Origin of the sequence: Amycolatopsis sp. A1MSW2902 (assembly GCF_017312175.1) — a bacterium.
Classification (GTDB): Bacteria; Actinomycetota; Actinomycetes; order Mycobacteriales; family Pseudonocardiaceae; genus Amycolatopsis; species Amycolatopsis nivea.
In genome coordinates, this window is sequence record NZ_QJPO01000003.1 from 761,278 (window position 1) to 784,180 (window position 22,903).

At 70.1% G+C, this 22,903-nt stretch carries 21 protein-coding genes; 9 read left to right on the forward strand and 12 right to left on the reverse strand.

What is annotated here, in order from left to right:
* Positions 1-45: 45 nt before the first annotated feature.
* The gene (locus DMP23_RS46475; protein ID WP_337825076.1) at positions 46-705 is read right to left on the reverse strand and encodes a TetR/AcrR family transcriptional regulator; all 660 of its coding nucleotides are present in this window, start codon (positions 703-705) and stop codon (positions 46-48) included.
* Positions 706-789: 84 nt separating this feature from the next.
* On the opposite strand from DMP23_RS46475, the gene DMP23_RS46480 reads away from it, so the two are divergent.
* Positions 790-2,286 carry an acyl-CoA synthetase gene (locus tag DMP23_RS46480; protein WP_337825077.1) on the forward strand — a complete coding sequence of 499 codons (1,497 nt, stop codon included), beginning with the start codon at positions 790-792 and terminating at the stop codon, positions 2,284-2,286.
* Positions 2,287-2,292: 6 nt separating this feature from the next.
* On the opposite strand, the gene DMP23_RS46485 is transcribed toward DMP23_RS46480, so the two are convergent.
* Complete coding sequence (locus DMP23_RS46485; protein WP_337825078.1) at positions 2,293-4,836, reverse strand: glutaminase domain-containing protein; 2,544 nt, start codon at positions 4,834-4,836, stop codon at positions 2,293-2,295.
* Between the two features lie 142 nt (positions 4,837-4,978).
* The gene (locus DMP23_RS46490) at positions 4,979-6,763 is read right to left on the reverse strand and encodes a gamma-glutamyltransferase family protein (protein ID WP_337825079.1); all 1,785 of its coding nucleotides are present in this window, start codon (positions 6,761-6,763) and stop codon (positions 4,979-4,981) included.
* 72 nt (positions 6,764-6,835) lie between these two features.
* Between DMP23_RS46490 and DMP23_RS46495 the strand changes: the two genes are divergently transcribed.
* A complete protein-coding gene (locus DMP23_RS46495; protein ID WP_337825080.1) occupies positions 6,836-7,747 on the forward strand; it encodes a LysR family transcriptional regulator in 912 nt (303 codons plus the stop codon).
* Between the two features lie 25 nt (positions 7,748-7,772).
* On the opposite strand, the gene DMP23_RS46500 is transcribed toward DMP23_RS46495, so the two are convergent.
* Positions 7,773-9,044, reverse strand: coding sequence for a YbiU family protein (locus tag DMP23_RS46500; RefSeq protein ID WP_337825081.1), 1,272 nt, complete (start codon positions 9,042-9,044; stop codon positions 7,773-7,775).
* 101 nt (positions 9,045-9,145) lie between these two features.
* Between DMP23_RS46500 and DMP23_RS46505 the strand changes: the two genes are divergently transcribed.
* Positions 9,146-10,234 (forward strand): ROK family transcriptional regulator, encoded by a 1,089-nt coding sequence (locus DMP23_RS46505; protein WP_337825082.1) that lies wholly within the window; start codon positions 9,146-9,148, stop codon positions 10,232-10,234.
* Here the strand turns inward: DMP23_RS46505 and DMP23_RS46510 are convergent.
* Complete coding sequence (locus tag DMP23_RS46510; RefSeq protein WP_337825083.1) at positions 10,224-10,949, reverse strand: S1 family peptidase; 726 nt, start codon at positions 10,947-10,949, stop codon at positions 10,224-10,226. The genes DMP23_RS46505 and DMP23_RS46510 overlap by 11 nt on opposite strands.
* A 348-nt stretch (positions 10,950-11,297) precedes the next feature.
* Between DMP23_RS46510 and DMP23_RS46515 the strand changes: the two genes are divergently transcribed.
* Both DMP23_RS46515 and DMP23_RS46520 read left to right on the forward strand, forming a co-directional pair.
* Positions 11,298-11,615, forward strand: coding sequence for an ArsR/SmtB family transcription factor (locus DMP23_RS46515; protein WP_337825084.1), 318 nt, complete (start codon positions 11,298-11,300; stop codon positions 11,613-11,615).
* Positions 11,612-12,016: an SRPBCC family protein gene (locus tag DMP23_RS46520; protein ID WP_337825085.1), complete on the forward strand. Its 405-nt coding sequence runs from the start codon at positions 11,612-11,614 to the stop codon at positions 12,014-12,016. The genes DMP23_RS46515 and DMP23_RS46520 overlap by 4 nt, the downstream gene beginning before the upstream one ends.
* A 2-nt stretch (positions 12,017-12,018) precedes the next feature.
* On the opposite strand, the gene DMP23_RS46525 is transcribed toward DMP23_RS46520, so the two are convergent.
* Together DMP23_RS46525 and DMP23_RS46530 are read right to left on the reverse strand one after the other, a co-directional pair.
* A complete protein-coding gene (locus tag DMP23_RS46525; RefSeq protein WP_337825086.1) occupies positions 12,019-12,654 on the reverse strand; it encodes a class I SAM-dependent methyltransferase in 636 nt (211 codons plus the stop codon).
* Position 12,655: 1 nt separating this feature from the next.
* Positions 12,656-14,053, reverse strand: coding sequence for an FAD-dependent monooxygenase (locus DMP23_RS46530; RefSeq protein ID WP_337825087.1), 1,398 nt, complete (start codon positions 14,051-14,053; stop codon positions 12,656-12,658).
* A gap of 111 nt (positions 14,054-14,164) precedes the next feature.
* On the opposite strand from DMP23_RS46530, the gene DMP23_RS46535 reads away from it, so the two are divergent.
* From DMP23_RS46535 to DMP23_RS46545, 3 genes are all read left to right on the forward strand, one after another.
* Entirely contained in the window at positions 14,165-15,130 is a 966-nt protein-coding gene (locus tag DMP23_RS46535) for an Lrp/AsnC family transcriptional regulator (protein WP_337825088.1), read from the forward strand.
* A gap of 137 nt (positions 15,131-15,267) precedes the next feature.
* Positions 15,268-17,331: a phosphocholine-specific phospholipase C gene (locus DMP23_RS46540; protein WP_337825089.1), complete on the forward strand. Its 2,064-nt coding sequence runs from the start codon at positions 15,268-15,270 to the stop codon at positions 17,329-17,331.
* A gap of 124 nt (positions 17,332-17,455) precedes the next feature.
* The gene (locus DMP23_RS46545) at positions 17,456-18,616 is read left to right on the forward strand and encodes an IS30 family transposase (RefSeq protein WP_443111384.1); all 1,161 of its coding nucleotides are present in this window, start codon (positions 17,456-17,458) and stop codon (positions 18,614-18,616) included.
* A 55-nt stretch (positions 18,617-18,671) separates the two neighbouring features.
* On the opposite strand, the gene DMP23_RS46550 is transcribed toward DMP23_RS46545, so the two are convergent.
* Genes DMP23_RS46550 through DMP23_RS46570 form a run of 5 tightly spaced genes read right to left on the reverse strand, consistent with a single transcriptional unit; the run spans position 18,672 to position 21,737 of the window.
* A complete protein-coding gene (locus DMP23_RS46550) occupies positions 18,672-19,811 on the reverse strand; it encodes an MFS transporter (protein ID WP_337825090.1) in 1,140 nt (379 codons plus the stop codon).
* 9 nt (positions 19,812-19,820) lie between these two features.
* Positions 19,821-20,351 (reverse strand): Chromate resistance protein ChrB, encoded by a 531-nt coding sequence (locus tag DMP23_RS46555; RefSeq protein WP_337825091.1) that lies wholly within the window; start codon positions 20,349-20,351, stop codon positions 19,821-19,823.
* 26 nt (positions 20,352-20,377) lie between these two features.
* Positions 20,378-20,893: a TetR/AcrR family transcriptional regulator gene (locus DMP23_RS46560; RefSeq protein ID WP_337825092.1), complete on the reverse strand. Its 516-nt coding sequence runs from the start codon at positions 20,891-20,893 to the stop codon at positions 20,378-20,380.
* A complete protein-coding gene (locus DMP23_RS46565; RefSeq protein WP_134734188.1) occupies positions 20,890-21,072 on the reverse strand; it encodes a hypothetical protein in 183 nt (60 codons plus the stop codon). Before DMP23_RS46565 ends, DMP23_RS46560 begins: the two co-directional genes overlap by 4 nt.
* 41 nt (positions 21,073-21,113) lie before the next feature.
* Positions 21,114-21,737 carry a class I SAM-dependent methyltransferase gene (locus DMP23_RS46570; protein ID WP_037820090.1) on the reverse strand — a complete coding sequence of 208 codons (624 nt, stop codon included), beginning with the start codon at positions 21,735-21,737 and terminating at the stop codon, positions 21,114-21,116.
* A gap of 158 nt (positions 21,738-21,895) precedes the next feature.
* On the opposite strand from DMP23_RS46570, the gene DMP23_RS46575 reads away from it, so the two are divergent.
* Positions 21,896-22,792 (forward strand): RNA polymerase sigma-70 factor, encoded by an 897-nt coding sequence (locus DMP23_RS46575; RefSeq protein WP_134670410.1) that lies wholly within the window; start codon positions 21,896-21,898, stop codon positions 22,790-22,792.
* The last annotated feature ends 111 nt before the right edge of the window (positions 22,793-22,903 follow it).

Below are 22,903 nucleotides of genomic sequence, written 5' to 3' on the forward strand. Positions count from 1 at the left end.
CGAATTCAACGGAACGGACTCGGCAAGTTCGATCGCCGACACCGGTCAAGCCTTCGCCGCCGCAATGGACTGACGCACCACCTGAACCACCTTGCCGTCCGCCTCGGTCAGCCCGTTCAGCCGGGCGCGGCGCATCAACAGTCCGCCCAGGACCAGCTCGACCAGCTGCGCGCCCACCTGCTCCGCCGATACCGGGCCGGTCGGGTCGAACCACGTCCATGCCCATTGCGCCGAGCCGAAGATCAGCAGGCTCTGCACCTCGACGTCGCACGCGCGGAACTCCCCCGACTCGACGCCCGCGGACAGCACCGCCCGCACCAGGTCCAGGTATTCCGCGCGCATCCGGCGGCCCTCGGCCATCGCTTCGTGGTCGGCCAGCCGGACGACCTCGCGCTGGAACGCGACGGTCGCCTCCCGGTCCACCACTTGGTACAGCACGAACGCGTACAGCAGCCCGGCCAGTTGCCGGGTCGGGGTCGGGAGGCGGTCGCGGATCAGCGCGGCCTCGGCGAGCCTGCGGCACATGTACGACTCGTGCAGCGCGGCGAGCAGCCGGTCCTTCGTGCCGAAGTGGTGCACGATCGTGCCCTTCGACAGCCCCAGTTCGCCGGCGATGTCGGAGAAGTTCGTGGCGTCGTACCCGCGCTCGGCGACGTAGCGGGTGAACGTCGCCAGGATGTCCCCGGCGCGGCCTTTGGGTGGCATCGGCCCACTGTAACCGAAGGTTTGACCACTGACCGTCCGTACGGTTACCTTCGTCGTGGTCCCCGGCGACGAAGGAGTCTCGGCATGGCATCGAGCTTGGCGCAGTGGATTGCCCGGCGCAGCACCGTCACCCCCGAGTCGGTCGCGCTCGTGGCCGCCGAGACCGGCGAGCGGATCACGTACGCCGATCTCGAACGCCGGGTCGCGGGGCGAGCGGCGGCGCTGCGCGAACTGGGCGTGCGCAAGGGCGACCGGGTGGCCTTGCTCGGATTGAATTCCACCGGCTACCTCGAAACGCTTTTCGCGGTGGCATGGCTCGGCGCGATCACGCTGCCGATCAACTTCCGGCTCGCGGCGGCCGAAGTCGAGTATCTGCTCGACGACGCCCGGCCGGTGGTCGTGGTGCACGACGACACCTTCGCCGCGCTCGCGAAGGAGGCCTCCGGCGCTCGGACGCTGGTCAACAACAGCGAACTCGCCCAGGAGGGGCGTGTCGCGCCCGAACCGACCGGGCCGGACGACGTCGCGGTGCTGATGTACACCTCCGGCACCACCGGGCGGCCCAAGGGTGCCATGCTCACGCACGGCAACCTCGAGGCGAACGCGATCAACGTGCTCACCTCCGGGGAAGGCATCCTCCCCTCGGACATCACGCTGACGGTCGCCCCGCTTTTCCACATCGGCGGGCTGGCGCTGTTCACCCTGCCGTTGCTGTACGCGGGCGGCACCGTGGTGGTCGCGGGCAAGTTCGATCCACAAGAGACACTCGCGCTGATCGAGCGGGAGAAGGTCACCGTCCACTTCATGGTGCCCGCGATGTGGGCGGCGATGACGCAGGTCCCGGATTTCGATTCCTACGACCTGTCGCGGCTGCGGTATCTGCTGTGCGGCGGCGCGCCGTGTCCGCTGCCGGTGATCGAGTTCTACGAGGGCAAAGGACTGACCTTTGTGGAGGGTTTCGGGATGACCGAGCTCTCCCCCGCCGCACTGGTGCTGGAATCGGCGTTCGTGCGCTCGCACGCCGGGTCCGTCGGACGGCCCTTCCTGCACGTCGAGGCGCGCATCGTGGACGAACGCGACGACGACGTTCCCATCGGGACGGTCGGCGAACTGGTGCTGCGCGGCCCGAACGTCTTCGCCGGCTACTGGGGCCTGCCCGAAGCGAGCGCCGAAACCCTGCGCGGCGGCTGGTTCCACTCCGGCGACCTGGCCCGCAGCGACGCCGACGGTTTCGTGACGCTGGTGGACCGCAAAAAGGACATGATCATTTCCGGCGGCGAGAACGTTTACCCGATCGAGGTCGAGCAGGTGCTGCACCGGCATCCGGACATCGCCGACGTCGCGGTGATCGGCGCGCCGGATCCGCAGTGGGGCGAAACCGTGATCGCGGTGGTGGTTCCCGCCGGAGACTCCCTCGACGGGGACGCGGTGATCGCTTATTGCCGCGAAAGGATCGCCGCTTTCAAGTGTCCCCGCCGGGTCGAGGTGGTGGAAGAGCTTCCGCGCAATGCCACCGGGAAGCTGCTCAAGCGAGAACTTCGCGCGCGATACACGGATTCCGCCGCTTCCGTCTCCCGGTAACCCGGCTCAGATGAACCGCCACAGGTGATCCGGCGTCCCGTTGTCGTCCCACTGAGTCACTTGTGCACCGTCCACAGTGAACTGCTGATCGACCGCCATCACCTTTCCACTGTGGACGTTCACGAGCTTCCACCAGCCGCCGCCCGCGTCCACGATGCGCCACAGGTGATCCGGCGTTCCGTTGTCCTGGAACTGCTGCACGTGCGCACCGTTGTCCAGGCTCTGGTCGTGCACCGCGAGCACCTTGCCGCTGTTGCGGTTCATGATCCGCACCGTTCCGTCGCCGCTGTCCACGACTGTCCACACGTGATCGACCGTGCCGTTGTCCTGCCATTGCGTCACGTCGGCAGTGTCCGAAAGCGACATGTCCTGCACCGCCAGCAGTTTCCCGGAACGCTGGTTCTGGATTCGCCGCCACGACGTCGTCGAGGCGGCTGGGCGCGGCAGCAAGGTCAAGTATCCAGCGGCGACCGGGCGTGCTTGGAAGCCGGATTGCCGGGCGTCGGCGACGAAGTACCAGTCTGAGAACGGAACCCGCGAACCAGTGGTGTTGGCGAAACTGTAGACGCCTTCGACAAGCGTCGTGCGGATGTCGGTGTGGTCAGTCAGCCAAGCGGCCGTCCACAGTTCCCAGTCGGCTTTGGTGTAGTCATGGCGGAGGTCCAGCGGGACGCCGTACGCGCCGCGTTTCGACTGATACCAGGCGGCTTCCCGGGCGGCAGTGCCGAGCGGCACCAGGTCGAGGCCCAGCAGCCGGTCCGCGAAACCGTTGTACTTCAGGCTCCAAGTGCCCGGCTGGTCGTACGCCATCCGCAGGTGCGAGCCGTCGTCGGCCAAGGTTGTCCATTGGCTGATGTACGACCGCGAGATCGAGCGGTACCGCAGGGCATCGGCGGAATTTCCGGTGACATCGGCGAGAACGGCCATCGCGCCGACGCCGATGATGCCTTTCAACGCGAGGTTGGCGCTGTGCGCGATCCAGCCGGTGAAGTCGTCGGTCTGGTTCTGGTTGCCCGGATCGAGAGTGTTGCCGACCAGGTATTCGGCCCACTGCCGCAGAATTCCGTAGTGAGCGCTGACGAACGCCTTCGCCGCCGCGGAATCCAGTCGCTGCACCACCGCGGCGGACATGATGAGCATGTTCGCCGATTCCTCGACCGGCATGCTTTCCTCGTTGCCGTCGTTGTGCCCGGCCGCGTTCGGATAGGACGCGCCGATGTCGTGTTCCGAGAACGTCATCGGCCAGCCGCCGTGCTCCGCGTAATCCAGCACCGGTTCCAGCAGCAACCGGACGAAGTCCGGCGAGAGATGGAGGTAGCCGGGCAGCGCCGGATAAATCACGTCCACTGTGGACACGTTGCCGCTGGACGAGATCTCCTTCAGGAACGCCCACGGCGAGCCGTTCCGGTCGACCAGTTCGGTGCCGCCGAACGCCTGGCGCAGGGCGAGCGCGCAGATCGCCGCGTAATGGTCGCCGGCCGCGGCGGACGCTTCGCTGTCGATCCGCTGGTCCAGCGCGATCCCGGCGGCGAGCGCGGCCGGGTAGTCGGCGTGGAACCACGCGACCATGTCCTGCCAGGAGGACCAGTAATGCGTCCACCACGGCGCCAGCTGCGCACCGAGGTAGCTGACCGCGGGCGTCCGGACGTGCCCGATCGCCACCACCAGCGGATCGGCTGCCGCACCCGGCTGGATCGTGCCCAGGTCTTTGGCGAACGCAAGAACCGGCCAGCGGTCGTTGATCGCTCTTGGCTGGTCCGGATCGCTCGTCCCGGGCAGCGCTCCCCCGTTCGCCGACGCCGCGCGCACGACCGTGTCCTGCCCGATCTGCCAGGTCACCCTCGCCGAGGGCGCCGCGACCACGAGCGAACCCCAGCGCGGCTGGTCGTGCCCGTCCTCGGCGAGCGCAGTCGGCGAAGCGGCCTGGACGCTGAGCGAGGTGATGCCGCCGGATTCCTGGTGCTGCCAGCCGACCGGCGTGGCTGAATCCCACTGCAGCCACTCGGCCGACGAGTCGAAATGCAGCGAAACGCTATGGGCCCGGCCGTCGGCGCTCGCGGCGGCGACGGTGACGTAGCCGAACGGCACGCATTGCCGTTGGAGGTTGCCGGGGTCGACCGGCGAGAAGAAGGTGACGGTGAGGGTCACGCCGCCGCCGGTGAGTTCGTAGATCGAGCGGGTCGCGGTGACCTGCAAGGAGTTCTGCGTCATCGGGGTCAGGCTCGGACCGGACGGCAGCTGCGGCGCACCGGCGAACACGTACGCGGTGCCGTCGATCCGGGCGATGCCGCACAGCGCGGTGATGTGCCCGTTCCAGAACGTCGACCAGGTGCCGGGCAGGGTGTCCGCGGCCTGCCAGGTCGAGAGATACGGCGAGCGCACCACGAGCGGCGTCGCGGGCGGGCGCAGCGTGCCCGCCGGAGCCGCGGCGGCGGTGGACTGGACCAGTTCCGGAAGGCACCGGAGCGCGACCGCGGCGGCCGCGCCGGTGCCCGCCCAGCGCAGGGCGGCGCGGCGGCTGACTTCGCGGGGAGATGCGGAGGAGGACATCGACAGCTTCTTTCGGTCGGCTACCGGACACGGGAAAGAAGAAACCGAGCGACCTCAGTGTGGCACCGCGATACAACGTTGTAAATCTGCCGAAAGCACTGACAAACGCTGTCCTTTTCGGGACAGCGCTTGTCAATTCCCGCTACCGCCCCGCGGCGTACCCCTGCGCCCCGCGCGAGTTCGCGGCCGCCGACAGGACCCCGGTTTCCGGGTCCTTCGCCACCGCGCACAGCCGGCCCTCCGACCAAGGCTCGCCGACCGTCACGTCGTGCCCCCGGCTTTCCAGCGCGGCGATCACCTCCGCGCCGATCCGCGACTCCACCGTCACGCTGCCCGCCGCCATGCCGCGCGGGTAGAACGAGCTCGGGAAGCTGTCGGTGTGCCAGTTCGGCGCGTCGATCGCGCCTTGCAGGTCGAGCCCGCCGCGGACCTTGTCGCGCAGCGCGGCGCCGAGGAAGAAGTGGAAGTTCCACTGGTCCTGCTGGTCGCCGCCGGGAGTGCCGAACGCCATCACCGGGACGCCGTCGCGCAGGGCGAGCGACGGCGAAAGCGTGGTGCGCGGCCGTTTGCCCGGGGCGAGCGAGTTCGGCAGGCCCGGGTCGAGCCACGCCATCTGCAACCGGGTGCCGAGCGGGAAACCCAGCTCCGGCACCACCGGGTTGGACTGCAGCCAGCCGCCGCTCGGGGTCGCGGCGATCATGTTGCCCCAGCGGTCGACGACGTCGAGGTGGCAGGTGTCGCCGCGGGTCAGGCCGTCCTTCGCGACGGTCGGCTCCCCCGCCCCGATCGCCGACGCGGTGACCCCGCCGCCCGCGACGTAGTGCACGTGCCGGCTCAGCCGGGGCGTGCGGCCTTCCGGGCTTCCCGGCCGCAGGTCGAAGGACGCGCGCTCGCCGATCAGCTTGCGCCGGGCCTCGGTGTACTCCGGGGAAAGCAGCGCCTCCACGGACACTTCCGCGCTGTCGCCGTACCAGGCCTCGCGGTCGGCCATCGCGAGCTTCGTGCCCTCGATGAGCCGGTGGTAGTACTCCGGCGTCGCGTAGTCCAGCTCGTCCGGCAGGAGCGCGAGCTGCTGCAGGAAGGACGGACCTTGGCTCCACAGCCCGGCTTTCGCGACGGTCCAGCCGTTCCAGGTGCAGGTGACCGGGTCCTCGTACGTCGGCCGGAACGCGGCGATGTCGTCGGCGGTGAGGGTGCCCGCGTGCCGTTCGCCGGACGAGTCCATCGCCGGTTTCGCGGCGAAGGCGGCGAGCGCTTCCGCGACAAACCCCTCGCGCCACGCCTTCCGCGCCGCCTCGATCTGCGCTTCCCGGTCGCTCCCGGCCGCCTCCGCTTCGGCGATCAGCCGTCGCCAGGTCTCGGCGAGCGCGGGATTCTTCAGCAGCCCACCGGGTTTCGGCGCGACCCCGCCGGGCAAGTACAGCTCGGCCGACGTCGTCCATTCGTTCTCGAACAGTTCGCGAACGGTCTCCACCGTCGCGCCGACGCGCTCGACTGCCGGATGGCCGTCCGCCGCGTAGTGAATGGCGTACTTGAGGACCTCGCGCAACGACTTCGTGCCGTGGTCGTGCAGCAGGAGCAGCCACGCCTCGACCGCGCCGGGCACCGCGGCGGCGAGCGGGCCGGTGCCGGGGACGAGGTCCAGGCCGAGCGAGGTGTAGTGCTCGATCGTCGCTCCGGCCGGCGCGGGACCCTGCCCGCACAGCACCTTCGGCGCGCCGCCTGCCGGGGCGAGGATCATCGGCACCTCGCCGCCCGGCCCGTTGAGGTGCGGTTCGACGACGTGCAGCACGAACGCGCCCGCGACCGCCGCGTCGTAGGCGTTGCCGCCGTCCTCGAGAACCGCCATCGCGGCCGCCGAGGCGAGCCAGTGGGTGGACGACACCATGCCGAAGGTGCCCTGCAACGTCGGGCGCGTCTGGACCATGGGCCCTATCGTCGCGCGCGGGCTGCCGGTACGTCAAAGACATCTGAGACACCAGTCCGATAGCGTATCGCTATGGAACGCCGCCAGCTGGAGTACTTCGTCGCGATCGCCGAGCACGGCGGGTTCACGCACGCGGCGAGGGCGTTGCGGGTGGCGCAGCCGTCGTTGTCGCGGGCGATCGCGAAGCTGGAACAGGACCTGGGCGTCGAGCTGTTCCACCGGGTCGGCCGCAACGCGGTGCTGTCGAACGCCGGCGAACTCCTCGCCGAACGCGCCCGGCTGGTGCTGCGCGACCTGGACGCCCTGCGCGCTGCCGCGCGGATGGCGGGCGACGGACCGGCCGGGCGGATCGACGTCGCGGCCACGTCGTCATCCGCGCTGGAGCCGGTGATCAGCATCGTCGCCGAGATGCGCACGCGGTATCCGGGCGTGCTGGTGAGCACGTCGGCGGCGTTGTCGGCGGCCGAGGTGGTCGCGATGGTGGTGCAGGGCCGGTGCGAGGCCGGGGTGTGCGGGAGCGCGGAACGCCCGGTCGGGCCGGGTCTGATCGCGCACCACCTGCGGGACGAGGAACTGCTGCTGGTCGCCCCGCCCGGTACGGAAATTGGCTCGGACGGGACCGTGGAGCGGGCTGAGCTCAGCGGGATGCAGTTCGTGGTCACCACGTCGCCGACCGCGGTGCGCGGCTTCTTCGACCGGCTGGCGGCGACCGTGCCGGACCTGTCGATCGCGGCCGAGGTGGGCGACCGGAGCGTGGTGCTGCCAATGGTGCTGCGCGGGATCGGCGCGAGCCTGATGCCGGACGGCTGGGCGGAGCTGGCGCGGCGGGCTGGCGCGGAGGTGCTCCGGTTCTCGCCGCCGGAGACGCTCCCGCAGTGGCTGATCTACCGGTCCGGGCCGATTACCGCGGCGACGCAAGCGTTTCTGGACATCGCCACAGGCGGGACCGCCAGCATCGGCGCGTCTTGCCCTGAACGTCCCTGATGCCTCCGAATGGACTAGACCGCTTTCACCCGATCCCGAGGCCGCGCCGTCCGGTCGCGTTCAGCTGTTCCGGGGCGAACCGGTCCGGCCAGGAGCGCTCGTAGTGCTCGGGAGGAAAGTCCGACGGGCTGGAACCGGTCTCGAACGCCTCCCGCACCGCCCCGGCGTACGCCTCGTTCCGCGGGCACCACGGCGCGGCCGGGATGTACATGACGTTGCCCCAGCCCTGCTGGTTCTTCACCGGCGCGACACTGTGGATCAGATCGCAGTGCCACCACACGGAATCCCCGGCCTGCACGTCCGGAATTCCGCTGGAAGCCCGCAGCAGCAAGGAATGCCATTCCTCGCTGGCCGCGAACACGTGGTTCACCAGGACGCCGCACATGTCGTCCTCGGGCACGTCGGCCAGCAGCGGGCGCAGCATCAGATAGCCCATCGCCTTCGGAATCGGCACCGCGTGCAGCACGCCCTGGTCGTGTTTCATGTCCGACAGCGCGGTCCAGCCCTGGAAAGTGCGGAAAACCGAGCACATCGTCGAACCCTCGAACTGCGGCCCGGCCGTGCGGTGCGCGGCGTCCCACGGATCGTAGGACTCGACGGTGCCGTCGAACAGATGCCGGAACGCCCGCTGGTACGCCTCGGTCATCCACAGGTCGAGCGTGCCCGGGTCGAGATGCGAGCCGAGACCGCCGGAATCCGCGCCCGGCGGACGGCGGCGGATGCGGTCCGGGTACAGCGAATCCCGGCCGGGGTCGAACCACCGGACGCCGTCGGATTCCGACTTCCACCGCGCGTTGAGGAACGCCTGCACGCGTGCCATCCGGTCGCTTTGCCGCGCCTCCATCTGCGCCGGCGACCAGTAGATCGGGTAGATCCCGGCCCGGGAGACGAGGCTGCCGAAGAAGTTGTCGCCGGGACCGCGGTAGTTCTCGAAGAACCGGTTGCCCTCGACGTAGTCGACGATCCCCTTGTCCCACGCCAGCGCCTGCTCGCGCGGGAAGTGCCCGCGCACGATCAGGCAGCCGCGCTTCCGGATCCGGTGCAGGTCGTCTTCGGAGACCCGGCCCGTTTCGATGTCGGCGTACTCCAGCACCGGCCAGATCTCTTCGCCGCATGCTTTCGCCGCCTCGATCTCCTCGACCGCGGCGGCGACGCGAGCCTCGATCACCGCGAACACCTCTTCCACGGTGCGCCCGGACGCCTCGATCCGCGCCCGCAGCGCGGTTTTGGTCTCGCGAATCGCGGCCGGGAGGTCGTCCGGCGCGGTCTCCCAGTGCGGCAACGGGGGAAGCTGCATAACGCTCGCTCCATTCAGGAAGGGCTCCTTACTGATTCGACGGTAAGGCGCCCGCGCGGATTCAGGCAACAGTCCTGACTAAATCGGCTAGACTCGCGCCGATGACCCCGGCCAAGCCCACCCTCGACCTGCTCCGGTCGCTGACCGACGAGCACGTCCTGCGGGCGCTGCTCGCCGAACGGCAGCTGACGCGCGCGCAAATCGCCGCCCGCACCGGCATTTCCAAGCCCGCGGTCGGCGACAGCGTCGCCCGGCTCGCCGAGGCCGGCCTGCTGCGCGACACCGGCGAACGCACCACCGGCCGCGGCCGCGTGGGCACCTACTACGCACTGGCCGACGACCTCGGCACGGCCCTGGTCGTGAGCATCGGCCACGACGGCGCGGTCGCCGAAGCCGTGGACGTTTTCGGCGAGGTGCTCGCCCGGCACGTCGAAGACCTCGGCCGCCCAGTGCGTCCGCGGAAGGTCGCCCAGGCGCTGCGCAAGGCCGCCGCCCGGGTCGCCGCCGACGCGGGACAGCTCCGGCTCGCGGTCGTCAGCGCCGCCGATCCGGTCGACCGGGCCACCGGAAAACTCGTCCATTTGCCCGATTCCCCGTTCCTGCTCGGGGAACTCTCCCCCGCCGACGTCCTCGCGCCGGCGGTGGCGGGCCCGGTCACCGTGGACAACGACGTCAACTGGGCCGCCCGCACCGAACAGGCCGCCGGCGATTTCGCCTACCTCTTCCTCGGCGAAGGTCTCGGCTGCGCGGTCGTCGCCGATGGCGAAGTGCGGCGGGGGCACGCCGGTCTCGCCGGAGAGATCGCGCATGTCCTCACGCGCGGCGCCGACGGCCAGGCGACGACGTTCATCGACGTCTTCGCGGATCTCGGTGTCCGCCAACCGGATTCGACCACGATCGACGTCGCCGCCCTGCGAACCGCGATCAAATCCGACGACGTCCTCGACACCCTCGCCGAGGCGATCTGCGGCGTGCTGCTCGCTCTGGTGACGGTGTCCGACCCGGAACTCATCGTGCTGGGCGGTCCATGGGGCCCCGACGTGCTCGACGCGGTGTCAGACCGCTTCGCACAACTGCCGCGCCATGTCCCGCTCCGCGCCCCGCGCGCCACGGACTCCCCCGCGCTGACCGGCGCGCGCGACGAGGCGGTGCGCGCCCTGCGGAGCGCCGTTTTGACGGTCAGCCCTTGATGGTCTTCTTGATCCAGTCCAGCTGACCGAAGACGTCGCCGTCGGCCGCGAGGCTGCTGCGGTCGGATTTGCTGGTGACCCCCACCAGCGTGTCGCGATCGGCGGTGGACATGACCGGACCGCCGGAGTCGCCGCCCGCCGTGACGCCGGTGGTGGTCAGCGCGCAGAAATCAGTGCCGCCGGAGACGGTCATGCCCTCGCAGCGCGGGTCGTCGGGGTCGATGACCTTCGCGTCCACCTGCTTGAGCACGTTGGATTGGCAGCTGTTCTCGTCGCCCGTGCAGGTCGCGCCCCAGCCGAGCTGCCGAACCGTCTCGCCCGGCCGCACCGGTCCGCCTGCCGGCAGCTTCGCCGGGGTGACGTCCATCGGGGTGACCTTGATCAGCAAGAGGTCGGCGAGCGTGTGGTTGTTGCGGCTCCCCGGGACCGGCTTGACCACGGTGCCGAGCCGCTGGTCGAGATTGCCGACGCGAAACTCGATGCGCGAATCGGCGATGGGCTGCGCGGCCTCGGCGAAGCAGTGGTCGGCGCTGATGATCCACTCCCGGCTGATCGCGGTACCGGTGCATTCGGGCTTGCCGTCGACCAGCATCCGCACCGCCCATGGTCCGTAATGGCTGACCGAACCGCCGATCACCGCCGCTGCCGGAGCCGCTGCCGCGACGGCGATCAGGGCGGCGGCGGAGGCCAGAACGGCCCATCGGCGGAGGTGCATGGGGAGGACGTCCTTTCGGCAGCTTTGCGGTGACACCAGCAAGACGCGTCGGCTGGCGAGGGGTTGCCCGGTTACCCGATCGGGTCGGAACCGGAAAACCTTTGCAGCGGGCGCGCGGATTCTCCTACGTTGGTCGCTCATCAGACTCTCGGCCGCGAAGGTGACCCGCCCATGACGTCCGCCGACGAGGAGTTCCGCCGGTTCGAGGAGCTCGCCCGGGCAGTCGGCCCCGGACCGAACTGGGACTTGGGCTTTCTCGACGAGTTCCCCGGGGTCGCGGACCTGATCGCCCGAGGTTTGCGCTCCCGTTGGTTGACATGTCGGAAACTCCCGACATAACGTAGCGTCATGCCCGACGACGTCTTCCTCGCTCTCGCCAGTCCCGTCCGGCGGCGGCTGCTGGAGATCCTCGCGGACGGCCCGTGCACGGCCGGCGACCTCGCGGCGCGGTTCGAGCTGAGCCGTCCCGCGGTCGCCGAGCATCTCAAGGTGTTGCGGGACGCCTCGCTGGTCCGCGACGAACCCGTTGGGCGGCAACGTTTCTACCACCTGGAAAGCGACCCGCTCGAGCAGGTCGGCGAATGGCTGCACCCGTTCGAACGGTTCTGGCGCGGCCGCCTGCGCAGCATGGCCGACCTGCTGGAAGACGAGGAGGAAACCCCGTGACGTACGCCCGGATCGGCAGCATCTCGGTCGACCAGTTCATCGCCGCCGCGCCGGAAAAGGTCTGGCGCGCGCTCACCGATCCCGAACTGCACGCCAAGTGGTGGGCACCGGGCGACATCGGCCCGGACGTCGGACACGAGTTCCACCTGGACATGCCCGGATTCGGCTCGATCCCTTGCCGGGTCCTCCAATCCGAGCCGCTGTCGAGGTTCGTCTACACCTTCAACGGCGACTGGACCCTCACGTGGACGCTCGTCGCCGAGGGCCAGGGCACCCGGCTCCTGCTGAACCACTCCGGCTTCGACCTCGACGACAAACGCCAGGCGGACGCGTGCGAGCGGATGGGCCAGGGCTGGCGCGACGGCGTGCTGCCGCGGCTGGCGAAACTGGACCTCGGCTGAACTCAGCGGCGAGCGTAGACAACCGCTTGCGGCACTTCGCTGTCCAGCTCCTCCACCCACTCCGCCTCGACGGTGAACCCGGCCTCGCGCAACCACTCCGACACCTGCGCGGGACGGCGGCGATAGACGTGCACCTGCATCGGATGCCCGCCGTACCCCTGCGTCTTCAGCCGCGCCACGTCGCCGACGTGAAAGCCGATCGCGACCGGCGCTCCGGGCCGCAGCACGCGGTGGAACTGCGCGAGGGCCGTGGGCACCTCGTCGTCCGGGACGTGGATCAGCGACCACCACGACAACAGCCCGGCCATCGAAGTGTCGGGCAGCGGAAGCGCGGTCATCGAACCTACCGCGAACCGCAGCCCGGGGTGGTCCCGCCGCGCCACCTCGATCATGCCGGGCGACAGGTCGAGGCCGAACGCGTCCAGCCCAAGACCGTTCAGGTGCGCGGTGACGTGCCCGGTGCCGCAGCCGACATCCGCCACCGGACCGGTTTCCCGCACCAGCGAGGCGAACAATCCCAACGTCATGCGCAGCGACGGGCTCCGGGCGATCGAGTCGCGCAACCGGTCGGCGTAGCTGGCGGCGACGGTGTCGTACGAGGTCCGGGTGTCGGTCAGCCAGGTCTGCACGACGGCCACGCTAGCCCACCGGCGCGCCGAACCACTGGCGAATCGCGGGCTCCAGGCCGTCCGGATCACCGGCCCACGCCACGTATCCGTCCGGACGGACCAGCATCGCTTCGGCACCCGTCGCAACGCGGTTCACCCGGTCCGCCCACCGCGTCGCGAGATCGCCGAATTGTCCGTCCGGGTCGGCGAGAACGCCGCGTCCGGTTCGCAGTTCCGGGCCGAGGCCGGGCGCGGGCAGCCCCACCAGCGGATGCTCCTCGCTGCCCGGGACGGCGTAGCGGATTCCCATGCCGGACAACAGGTCGTCCAGCAGATACTGAACCTCAGGCAGCCCCACCAGGTCCGTGAACAACGACCGGGCCGCGGCCGAGTCGGGGCCGTCGTCCAGGAGCAGCGACTGCGCTTGGACGTTGCGCAGCACCGCCGCGCCGACCGGATGCCGTTCCGCGTGGTAGCTGTCGAGCAGCCCCTCCGGGGCCGTGCCACGCACCGCCGCGGCGAGCTTCCAGCCGAGGTTCATCGCATCCTGGATCCCGGTGTTCATCCCTTGCGCGCCAAGGGGAAGATGCACATGCGCGGCGTCGCCGGCGAGGAAAACGCGGCCGTGGCAGTACTGCGCGGCTTGCAGCGCGGCGTTCGTGATCCGGCGCGCGTAACGGAGTTCGACCAGCTCCACCCGGTCGCCGAAGACTGTCTTGAGCCCGGTGCGGAGTTCGTCCTCGGTGACCGGGACGTCCCGTTCCAGCGACCAGCCGGGTCCGCCGAGCGTGAGCCGGCGCAGCGGCCGTCCCTCGGCGTCGACGCCGAGCGGGAACACCTGTGCGCGGTAGCCCTCCGGGGTGATCGTGTGCATCGGGACCTCGGCGCTCAGCCGCACGTCGGCGGCCACCGTGGTCGCCGTCCCCGGACGGCCGGAGAACTCCGCGCCCAGCAGCTTCCGGACCGTGCTGCGCCCGCCGTCGGCGGCGACCAGGTACTGGGCCCGGATCACCGCACCGTCGGCGAAGGTCGCGGTGACGCCGTCCGCGTCCTGGGCCAGACCGACCAGCTCGTGGTTTCTCCGGATCAGGATTCCTTGCGCCGCAAGGTGTTTCTCCAGGAATCCCTCGATCGCCACCTGCGGGACCGACCGCCACGGGAACCGGTGCCGCTCGCGGACCAGCGGCAGCAAATTGCCCGCGAAATGCGCGGTAGTGACCGGATAGTCGCCGGTGGCGAGCAGCGGTTCGAGCAGGCCGCGCTGGTCGAACGCCTCCTGCGTGCGGGACTGCAGCCCGCCGGCCTTGGACAGTTCGCTGGCCCGCGGCAGCCGGTCCGCCAGCACACAGGACACGCCGGCGAGCTGGAGTTCGTTCGCCATCGTCATCCCGGTCGGACCGGCGCCGACGACAAGCACCTCGGCAGTCATGATCTCTCCCTCGTGGGTCGGTGTTCGGAACCGACTCTCGGCCCGCCAGGAGCCCGCAAGCCACAAAGCGACCGGATAGCGGCGGATTCCGACACGAGTACCCTTAACAAGGTGGATTCCGACTACGACGATCTCGACCGGCAGCTCGTGCACGCCCTGCAGATCGACCCCAGGGCTCCGTTCAGCGCGATCGCCGAGGCACTCGGCGTGTCGGATCGCACCGTCGCTCGCCGCTACGCCCGGCTCCGGTCGACCGGAGCGGTCCGGGTCATCGGCGGCGTCAACGAAGCGGCTTCCGGTGCGGTGCAATGGTTCCTGCGCATCCGGTGCGCGCCCACCGCGGCGGGCGCGGTAGCCGAGGCCCTCGCGCGGCGGCCGGACACCGCGTGGGTGAGCCTGACGTCCGGCGGAACCGAAATCACCTGCACGGTCCGCCTCGAAAACGCAGCCGACAGCGAAGCGTTGCTGCTGGCCAAACTGCCCCGCACGCCACGCGTCGAAGGCGTCACCGCGCATTCGGTACTGCACGCGTTCTACGGCGGCTCCGACAGCGTAGTCGCCAAAATCGGCACGCTGGACGACGCCGCCGTCGCCCGGTTGCGTCCTCCGCCGCTCCCCCGCCGGCCTGGCCCGGCGACACTCGACGACGGCGACCGCAAGCTCCTCGCCGCCCTCTCCGACGACGGCCGCGTCGGATTCGAACAGCTCGCCGCCGCGACCGGCTGGTCCCCGACCACCGTCCGCCGCCGCATGGCGGAACTGCGCGAACGGGACGTGCTGTACTTCGACCTTGACCTCGACTGGCGGTTGTACGGCAAGGGAATCCGGACACTGCTGTGGCTTTCGGTCGCCCCGGCGGCCCTGGAGGAAACCGGCATCGCGCTCGCCGCGCACCCGGAAGTCGCGTACGCCGCCGCGACCACCGGCCCGACCAACCTGTACGCGACGGTGGTGTGCGCGAGCCACCAAGAGCTGTACCGCTACCTCACCACCAGCGTCGCCGCGCTCCCCGCGGTCACCCACGTGGAAACGGCACCGGTGATCAAGACGGTGAAACAGGCAGCGAACCGGCGGTGACGCAGTACGAACGGGCGCCATCCCGGTCGGCGGTTGACAGCGCGCGGATCACCCGTCGATGATGCGTTCGGCCTTTCCCGGTGGGAAATTCCCGAACGCGTCCGCGAAACTGTCCCCGACTTTTCGAGGAGACATCGATGTCATCGGTCAGCCGTCGCAGATTCATGCACCTCGCCGCGGCCACCGCGGCCGGCACGGCTTTGCCCGCGAGCATCGCGCGGGCGGCTTCGGTGCCGGCCGCCGTGCGCACCGGCACCCTCGCTGACGTCGAGCACGTTGTCGTGCTGATGCAGGAAAACCGGTCGTTCGACCACTATTTCGGCACCCTCAACGGCGTCCGCGGCTTCGGCGACCCGCGCCCGGTCTCGCTGCCGAGCGGGAAACCGGTGTGGCACCAGGCCGACTCCGCCGGTGCCGAGACGCTGCCGTTCCGGCCCGCCGAGGACAACCTGGGGCTCACGTTCATCGAGGACCTCAACCACGACTGGAACGGCACGCACACCGCGTGGAGCACCGGCCGGTGGGACAAGTGGATCCCCGCGAAAACCCGCACCACGATGGCGTATCTGACGCGCAAGGACATCCCGTTCCACTACGCGCTCGCCGACGCGTTCACCGTGTGCGACGCCTACCACTGCTCGATGCTGTCCTCGACCGACCCCAACCGGTATTACATGTACACCGGCTGGACCGGGAACGACGGTTCCGGAAACGGGCCGGTGCTGGGCAATGAAGAATCCGGGTACGGCTGGACCAGTTTCCCGGAAATCCTGGAAAAGGCCGGGGTTTCGTGGAAGATCTACCAGGACGTCGGCAACGGTCTCGACAAGGAGCACAAGTGGGGCTGGACCGATGACGCGTACATCGGCAATTACGGCGACAATTCGCTGCTTTACCTGACCCAGTACCAGAAATCCACGCAGGGCACGCCGCTCTACGACAAGGCGCGCACCGGCACGAAGGCCAGCGCGGGCGACGGTTTCTTCGACCACCTCGCCGCGGACGTCAAGGCGAACCGCCTGCCGCAGGTTTCCTGGGTCGTGGCCCCCGAAGCGTACTGCGAACATCCGGCGTGGCCCGCCAACTACGGCGCCTGGTATGTCTCCGGCGTGCTCGACGCGCTCACGTCGAATCCGGACGTGTGGAGCAAAACCGTCCTGCTCATCACGTACGACGAGAACGACGGATTCTTCGACCACGTCGTCCCGCCGTACCCGCCGCGCGACGCGAACTGGGGCAAATCGACGGCGAGCGTCGCCGGGGAATGGTACGAAGGCGGCGCGGCCGCGTCGTACACCAAAGCAATGCCTTACGGACTCGGGCCGCGCGTGCCGCTGCTGGCCGTTTCGCCGTGGAGCACCGGCGGCTGGGTCTGTTCGCAGACTTTCGACCACACGTCGCTGATCCAGTTCGTGGAAAAGCGTTTCGGCGTGCACAATCCGAACATTTCGCCGTGGCGCCGCGCGGTGTGCGGGGACCTCACGTCGGCGTTCGATTTCACCGGAGCCAACAGCGGCGTCCCGTCCCTGCCCGGCACCGGCGACTACCAGCCGCCCGCCGACCACAGCACCCCGCCGACCTACCACCCGGTGCCGCCGTCGAACGGTTCGCTGCCGAAGCAGGAACCCGGCACTCGCAAAGCCCGCGCGCTGCCGTACGACCTGGCTGCGGACACCGAAGCCCGCGACGGCCGGATGTACTTCACCTTCGCCAACCTCGGCGACGCCGGAGCCGGATTCCACGTGACGTCCCGGATGCGTTCGGACGGGCCGTGGCCGTACACCGTGGAAGGCCGCAAGTCGGTCACCGACAGCTGGCATCTGCCGAGCGGCGCGGGAGATTGGTACCAGTACTCGGTTTTCGGCCCCAACGGCTGGCTCCGCGAACAAGCCGGGACGATCGGCGGCTTGGGCCCGGAAGTCACCGCACGGCACGACGCGGGCTATGTGACGGTGACGTTCAAGAACCCGACTAGCCGGACGGTCACCTTCACCGGCGTGGACGCATACGCGCCTTCGGAGGCTTACCGGTACACGCTCGCCCCGGGCACCTCGCGCGCGGTGCCGAAGTGGGGCGTCGCCAATGGCTGGTACGACATCACGGTCAAGGCGGATCACGACGGAAAGTACGTCCGGCGTTTCGCTGGCCACGCGGAGACCGGCCAGGCGTCCACAAGCGACCCGGCTATCGCGACCAGCTAATCGTCCGTGAGGGGAACCCTGAGGGAATCAGCTTGGGTTCTAGTGGTGGTTGCAACGCCTGAGTTGGGCAGGGGTTGCAGTGGTCGTGGTCGGGCGTGGTCGGGCTCCGCGGGGCCGGGTGAGGCTGGCGGCGGAACGCCGCCGCTATTTTGATCTTGTGGCGGAGGGCGTGGGCACGGTCGAGGCGTGCCGCAGGGTCGGGGTCGACCGCAGGACCGGGCACTATTGGCGGCACGGGCGACCGAGCCGGGCGGGCGCGACCGCGCGCCCGGCCGCGCGGCCCGGGCCGGACTCGGGCCGGTTCCTGAGCGCGGGCGAGCGGATCGCGATCGCGGACGGGCTGGCGGCGGGCCGCTCGCGGCGGGCGATCGCGGCCGAGCTGGGCCGCAGCCCGTCCACGATCAGCCGGGAGATCGCCCGCAACGCCCGCCCCTGCGGCGAATACCGGCCCCACGCCGCCCACGACCTCGCCCGGGCACGGCGTCCGCGACCGAAAACAGGCAAGATCGCGGCCTGCCCCGAACTGCGGGACCGGGTGCAGGCGATGCTGACCGACAAATTCAGCCCGGAGCAGATCGCCGCCCGGCTGCGCCGCGACCACCCCGACCGGCCGGAGCTGCACGTGACCCACGAAACGATCTACCAGGCCCTCTACGTCCAAGGCCGCGGCGAACTGCGCCGCGAGCTGGCCCGCGCCCTGCGCACCGGCCGCACCATGCGCAAACCCCGCGCCAGCAGCGAACAACGCCGGCCCCGCTTCGCCGAACCCATGGTCATGATCAGCGACCGGCCCGCCGAAGCCGCCGACCGCGCCGTCCCCGGCCATTGGGAAGGCGACCTGATCATCGGCAAGGACAACGCTTCCGCCATCGCCACCCTCGTCGACCGCTCCACCCGCTACACCCTGCTCGTCGCGCTGCCCGACGGCCGCGGCGCCGACGCCGTCCGCGACGCCCTCGCCGCCGTCGCCGCGACCCTGCCCGCACACCTGCGACGATCCCTGACCTGGGACCAGGGCAGCGAAATGGGCCGCCACCACGAATTCACCGTCGCCACCGGCATCCCCGTCTACTTCTGCGACCCCCACAGCCCCTGGCAACGCGGCAGCAACGAAAACACCAACGGCCTGCTGCGCCAGTACTTCCCCAAAAGCACCGACCTCTCAGTCCACACCCCCGAACACCTCGCCGCCGTCGCCGCACAACTCAACCGCCGACCCCGCAAAACACTCAACTGGGACACCCCAGCCGAACGCCTCGCTACACTCCTCGCCGAAACCAGTTGAACCACCCGCGTTGCAACAACCCCTCGAATCCACCCTGATTCCCGCAGGGTTCCCCTCACGACTTACGGCAGCCAGCCACCACCAGCCCGATCACCGCCAGCACCACAGCCAGCCCGCCGAACCCCGCCCCCAGCGTCGCCGCCGACGCGATCGCGCCGACCAGCAGCGGACCGCCCGCGTCGCCCAGTTCCCGGCCGACCTCGGCTGCCCCCATCGTCTGCCCGAGCCGTTCCTTCGGCGCGGAACCGGCCAGATGCGCGAACCCGATCGGCGTCGCCACCCCGACCCCGACGCCGATCGCCACCGCCGCGACCACCACTCCCACGACACCCGGCACGAACGCGCCCAACGCCAGCCCGGCAGCGGTCAGCAGCAACCCGCCCGCCATCCCCCATCCGTCCGGGATCCGCCCAGCGTCCCGGAGCCGGCCCGCCCACGGCTGCACCAGCGCGGAGCACAACGCCAGCACCGACACCACCGCGCCGGTCGCCACCGTGCCGAGTCCGCTCGCCGCCCCGGTGACCGGCAGGAATCCGATCCCCACCGCGAGCGCCCCGGTCGTTCCGGCGAGCACCGCGGTCGGCCGCAGGAAGCCAGGTTCAGCGAGCCGGCGGGCAAGGTCGACAACGGTCTGTCGCTGCCGCGGCAACGGTTCCGGCGCGGGCACCACCAGCGCGGCCCATCCGGCGACAACGAAAGCCAGCACCGCCAGGGTGCCGAACAGCAAGGAGAATCCGCCCAGCGTGATCAGCACGCCGCCAAGCAACGGGCCCAGCGTGTACCCGACGCTCTTCCACGCGCCGTAACCGCCGAACGCCCGCCCCTGCCGTTTCGCCGGCGACAACCGTGCGACGAGCGCCCCGGCCGCGGGCGAGAAGGCCGCCGCGGCCGCGCCTTGACCGAATCGCGCCAGCCCGACCGCCGCCGGGTTTCCCGCGACGACAAAGGCCGCCGACGCGAGCGCGAACGCCAGCAACCCGCCGAGCAGGACCGGCCGCGGCCCGATCCGGTCGGCCAGCGAGCCGAACACCGGCTTCAGCACGACCTCGGCCCCGTCGTAGACCGCGAGCAGCAATCCGAGGGTCAGCAAGGAATCGCCGTGCGTGTACGCGCCGAGGCTGGCGGCGATGCTGTGCGCGCCGAACGCGGTGACGAACCCGGCGGCGTACAGCGGACGCAGCTCAACAGAACGCATCGGAAACCCTCACATCTGGTGCAGGGCTTGGAAAACCTGCTCGGTGTAGTCCGCGAGCCGCTCGGCGCATTGCTTCAGCCGCTGCTCGGACTCCCTCGCCGAGGGCGCGCCGAACACGTCCCGCGCCTTCAGGTCCCGATGCCAGCGCCGCAACCGCTCGAGGCTCTGCTCTTCCTCTTCCAGTTCGGCCATCGTGAACTTGCCGATCCGGATTTCCTTGTCGATCTCGGCGTCGAACTTCCCGCAGTCGGCCAGGAACTCCGTCCACTCCTCTTCCCGCTCGGCAGTGAACAGCTCCACCAGGCGCGAACCGTCCCGTTCCGCGGCGTCGAGCGTGATCACCTCGCCGTCGCCGCGTTCGGCCAGCTCGACGGCCCGCTCGACGCCGCCGGCGAACCCGGGCACGTCCGGCACCGCCCAGGCGCCCTGCCCGAGCGACAACGCGCCTACCCGCCGCAGCTCACGCCACACGGCGACCCGATGCCGCGACGGTCCAGACGGCACCCGAACCACCAGCACCAGCCACTTGCCCTCTGCCACAGCGATGAATGTATCACGTGTTACATTCATCCAGGTAGCGCCGCGAGGAACGCGCCGACTGTCCGGTCCGTCAGCGCCCGACGGTCCGCCATCGGCAGCGAGAGACACTGCAGCGTCACGCCGTCGATCATGGCGAACACCTGCGCCGCGACGTCCTCGGACAACCCGGCGTTGACATACCACTGCCGCAGCTCGCGATCGAGGTTCGCGTTTTCCTTCTGCAGCAACGGATCCACGACGGCCGCCGCCGCGTACGCGAGCCACACCCGGGCCCGCCGGGCGCGCGGTTCGTCCAGCGGCAGCCACAGCTCGACGAAGTCGGCGACCGATTTCGGTTGCGTCGCTTCGATTTCGGCCAGGAACTGTTCGCCCGCGTACGCGAAACCGGCGCGCACAAGGTCGCTCTTCGTCCGGTAGTAGTACTGCACCTGAGCCGGGGAAACGCCCGCCGCGGCGGCGACCGTCCGCACACTTAATGCGCCGATTCCTTGCTCCGCCAACACATTCAGCACCGCGTCGAGCACATGGGTCGCACGCTTCACTGCCGGGATGCCCGCCACGCGACCGCTACCAGTTCAAGCACCCCGATCACTCCCACGACCACCCCGACCTGCCGCAGCCCGACCACCGGCGTCTCGACGTCGTGGAACACGAAGTACAGCACCGCGCCGACGACCACCATCAGCACGCCGACCGCGATCTGCCCCAGTTTGCCGTTCATCGCACCCCTCCTATACGAACGTACAATACGACCGTACAGGACTAGCCGGTTTTCCGCGCCGCCACCCGCTCGACGATCCCGGCTTTGCTCCGCTCCGCCCGCTCCACCGCGAACCCGGCCGCGGCGAGCAACGGCAGCGGCCGGCGGGTCAGGTAATCCCCCAGCCGGGACACGGTCAGCTTCTCCAGCAGCCGCTGACCAGCGAGAACGAACCGGCGATGACTGCCGACGTGGTCCAGCAGCAGCAACCGCCCGCCCGGCCGCAGCACCCGGTGCATCTCCGCGATCGCGCCGCGTTCGTCCGGGACGCCGCACAGGCCCAGCGTGCAGACGACCGTGTCGAACGTGCTGTCCGGGAACGGAAGGGACTGCGCGTCCGCCTCGGTGAGCGTCGCCTCGCGGCCGGTCTCGGCGGCGCGCCGACGGGCGAGGTCCAGCATCGACGGGCTGAGGTCGATCCCGGTCAGCCGCACGTCCGGCGGGTACAACGGCAGGTTCCGGCCGGTCCCGACGGCGACCTCCAGCACCTCCCCCGAAGCCTGCCCGCACACCCATTCGCGGCCGTCGGCGAGCAGCGCCCGCTCGAACCACGCGATGTCGCGGTCGTAGCGCGGCGCGGCCTCGTCCCACGTCCGCCGCAGCCAGTCCGGTCCCCGTTCCGCCATCGTCGCGAACTCCTCTCGGTCGAGCGCTGCCCCGGCTACCCTCGCATCCCGTGGGGCGCTTCGACTACGACGCCGAACCGCGCGCCGGGCTGGTGTCACAAACTCCCGGCGGCCGGCGTCCTATGGGCGATCGACCCCAGAACGCGAAGGAGCCATCCATGACAGCGCCCGGCGAAGCGAGCCCGGACCTCGCCACCGAGACCTTCCTCGCCCACCGGAACCTGCTGTTCACCGTGGCCTACGAGATGCTCGGCTCGGCCGCCGACGCCGAGGACGTGCTGCAGGAAACCTGGCTGAAGTGGGCGGGGGTCGACCTCGAGGAGATCCGCGAGCACCGCGCCTACCTGGTCCGGATCACCACCCGCCAGGCGCTGACCCGGCTGCGCACGCTCGGCAGGCGCAAGGAGTCCTACGTCGGCACCTGGCTGCCCGAACCGCTGCTCACCGCGCCGGACGTCGCCGAGGACGTCGAACTGGCCGACAGCGTCTCGACGGCGATGCTGCTGGTGCTCGAAACGCTGCGGCCGACCGAGCGCGCGGTGTTCGTGCTGCGCGAGGTCTTCGACGTGCCCTATGACGAAATCGCCGAAGCCGTCGGCAAAACCCCGGCCGCGGTACGGCAGATCGGGCACCGGGCGCGGTCGCACGTCTCGGCCCGCCGTCCGCGCGGCGACGTCACGCCCGCCGAAACCCGCGGCGCGCTCGACGCGTTCAAGAAGGCCGTCGAGACCGGCGACCTGCAAGGCTTGCTCGACCTGCTCGCCCCGGACGTCGTCTTCCTCGGCGACGGCGGCGGCGTCAAGCAAGCGGTGCCGCGGCCGATCGTCGGCGCGGACAAGGTCGCGCGGCTGCTGGCCGCCGGGAGCGCCCAGATCCCCGCGCCGCTGCGCCCGATGCAGGTCAACGGGCATCCGGCGCTGGTGCTGAAGCTCGACGGCGAGGTCGACACGGTGCTCACGCTGCGCATCGACGACGGCAAGATCACCGGCCTGTACGCGGTGCGGAATCCGGCGAAGCTGTCGCACATGGACACGGAAACCGCCCTCCGCCGCTGACTCCTCGCCGGTACTACGGAAAGTAGCCCCGACGCTGGCGCGCGCCACCCGGTCGGACCATGCCATCCTGGTCCGGCCAGGGGCGGCCCGAGGGGCCGCCGCCGTACCGAG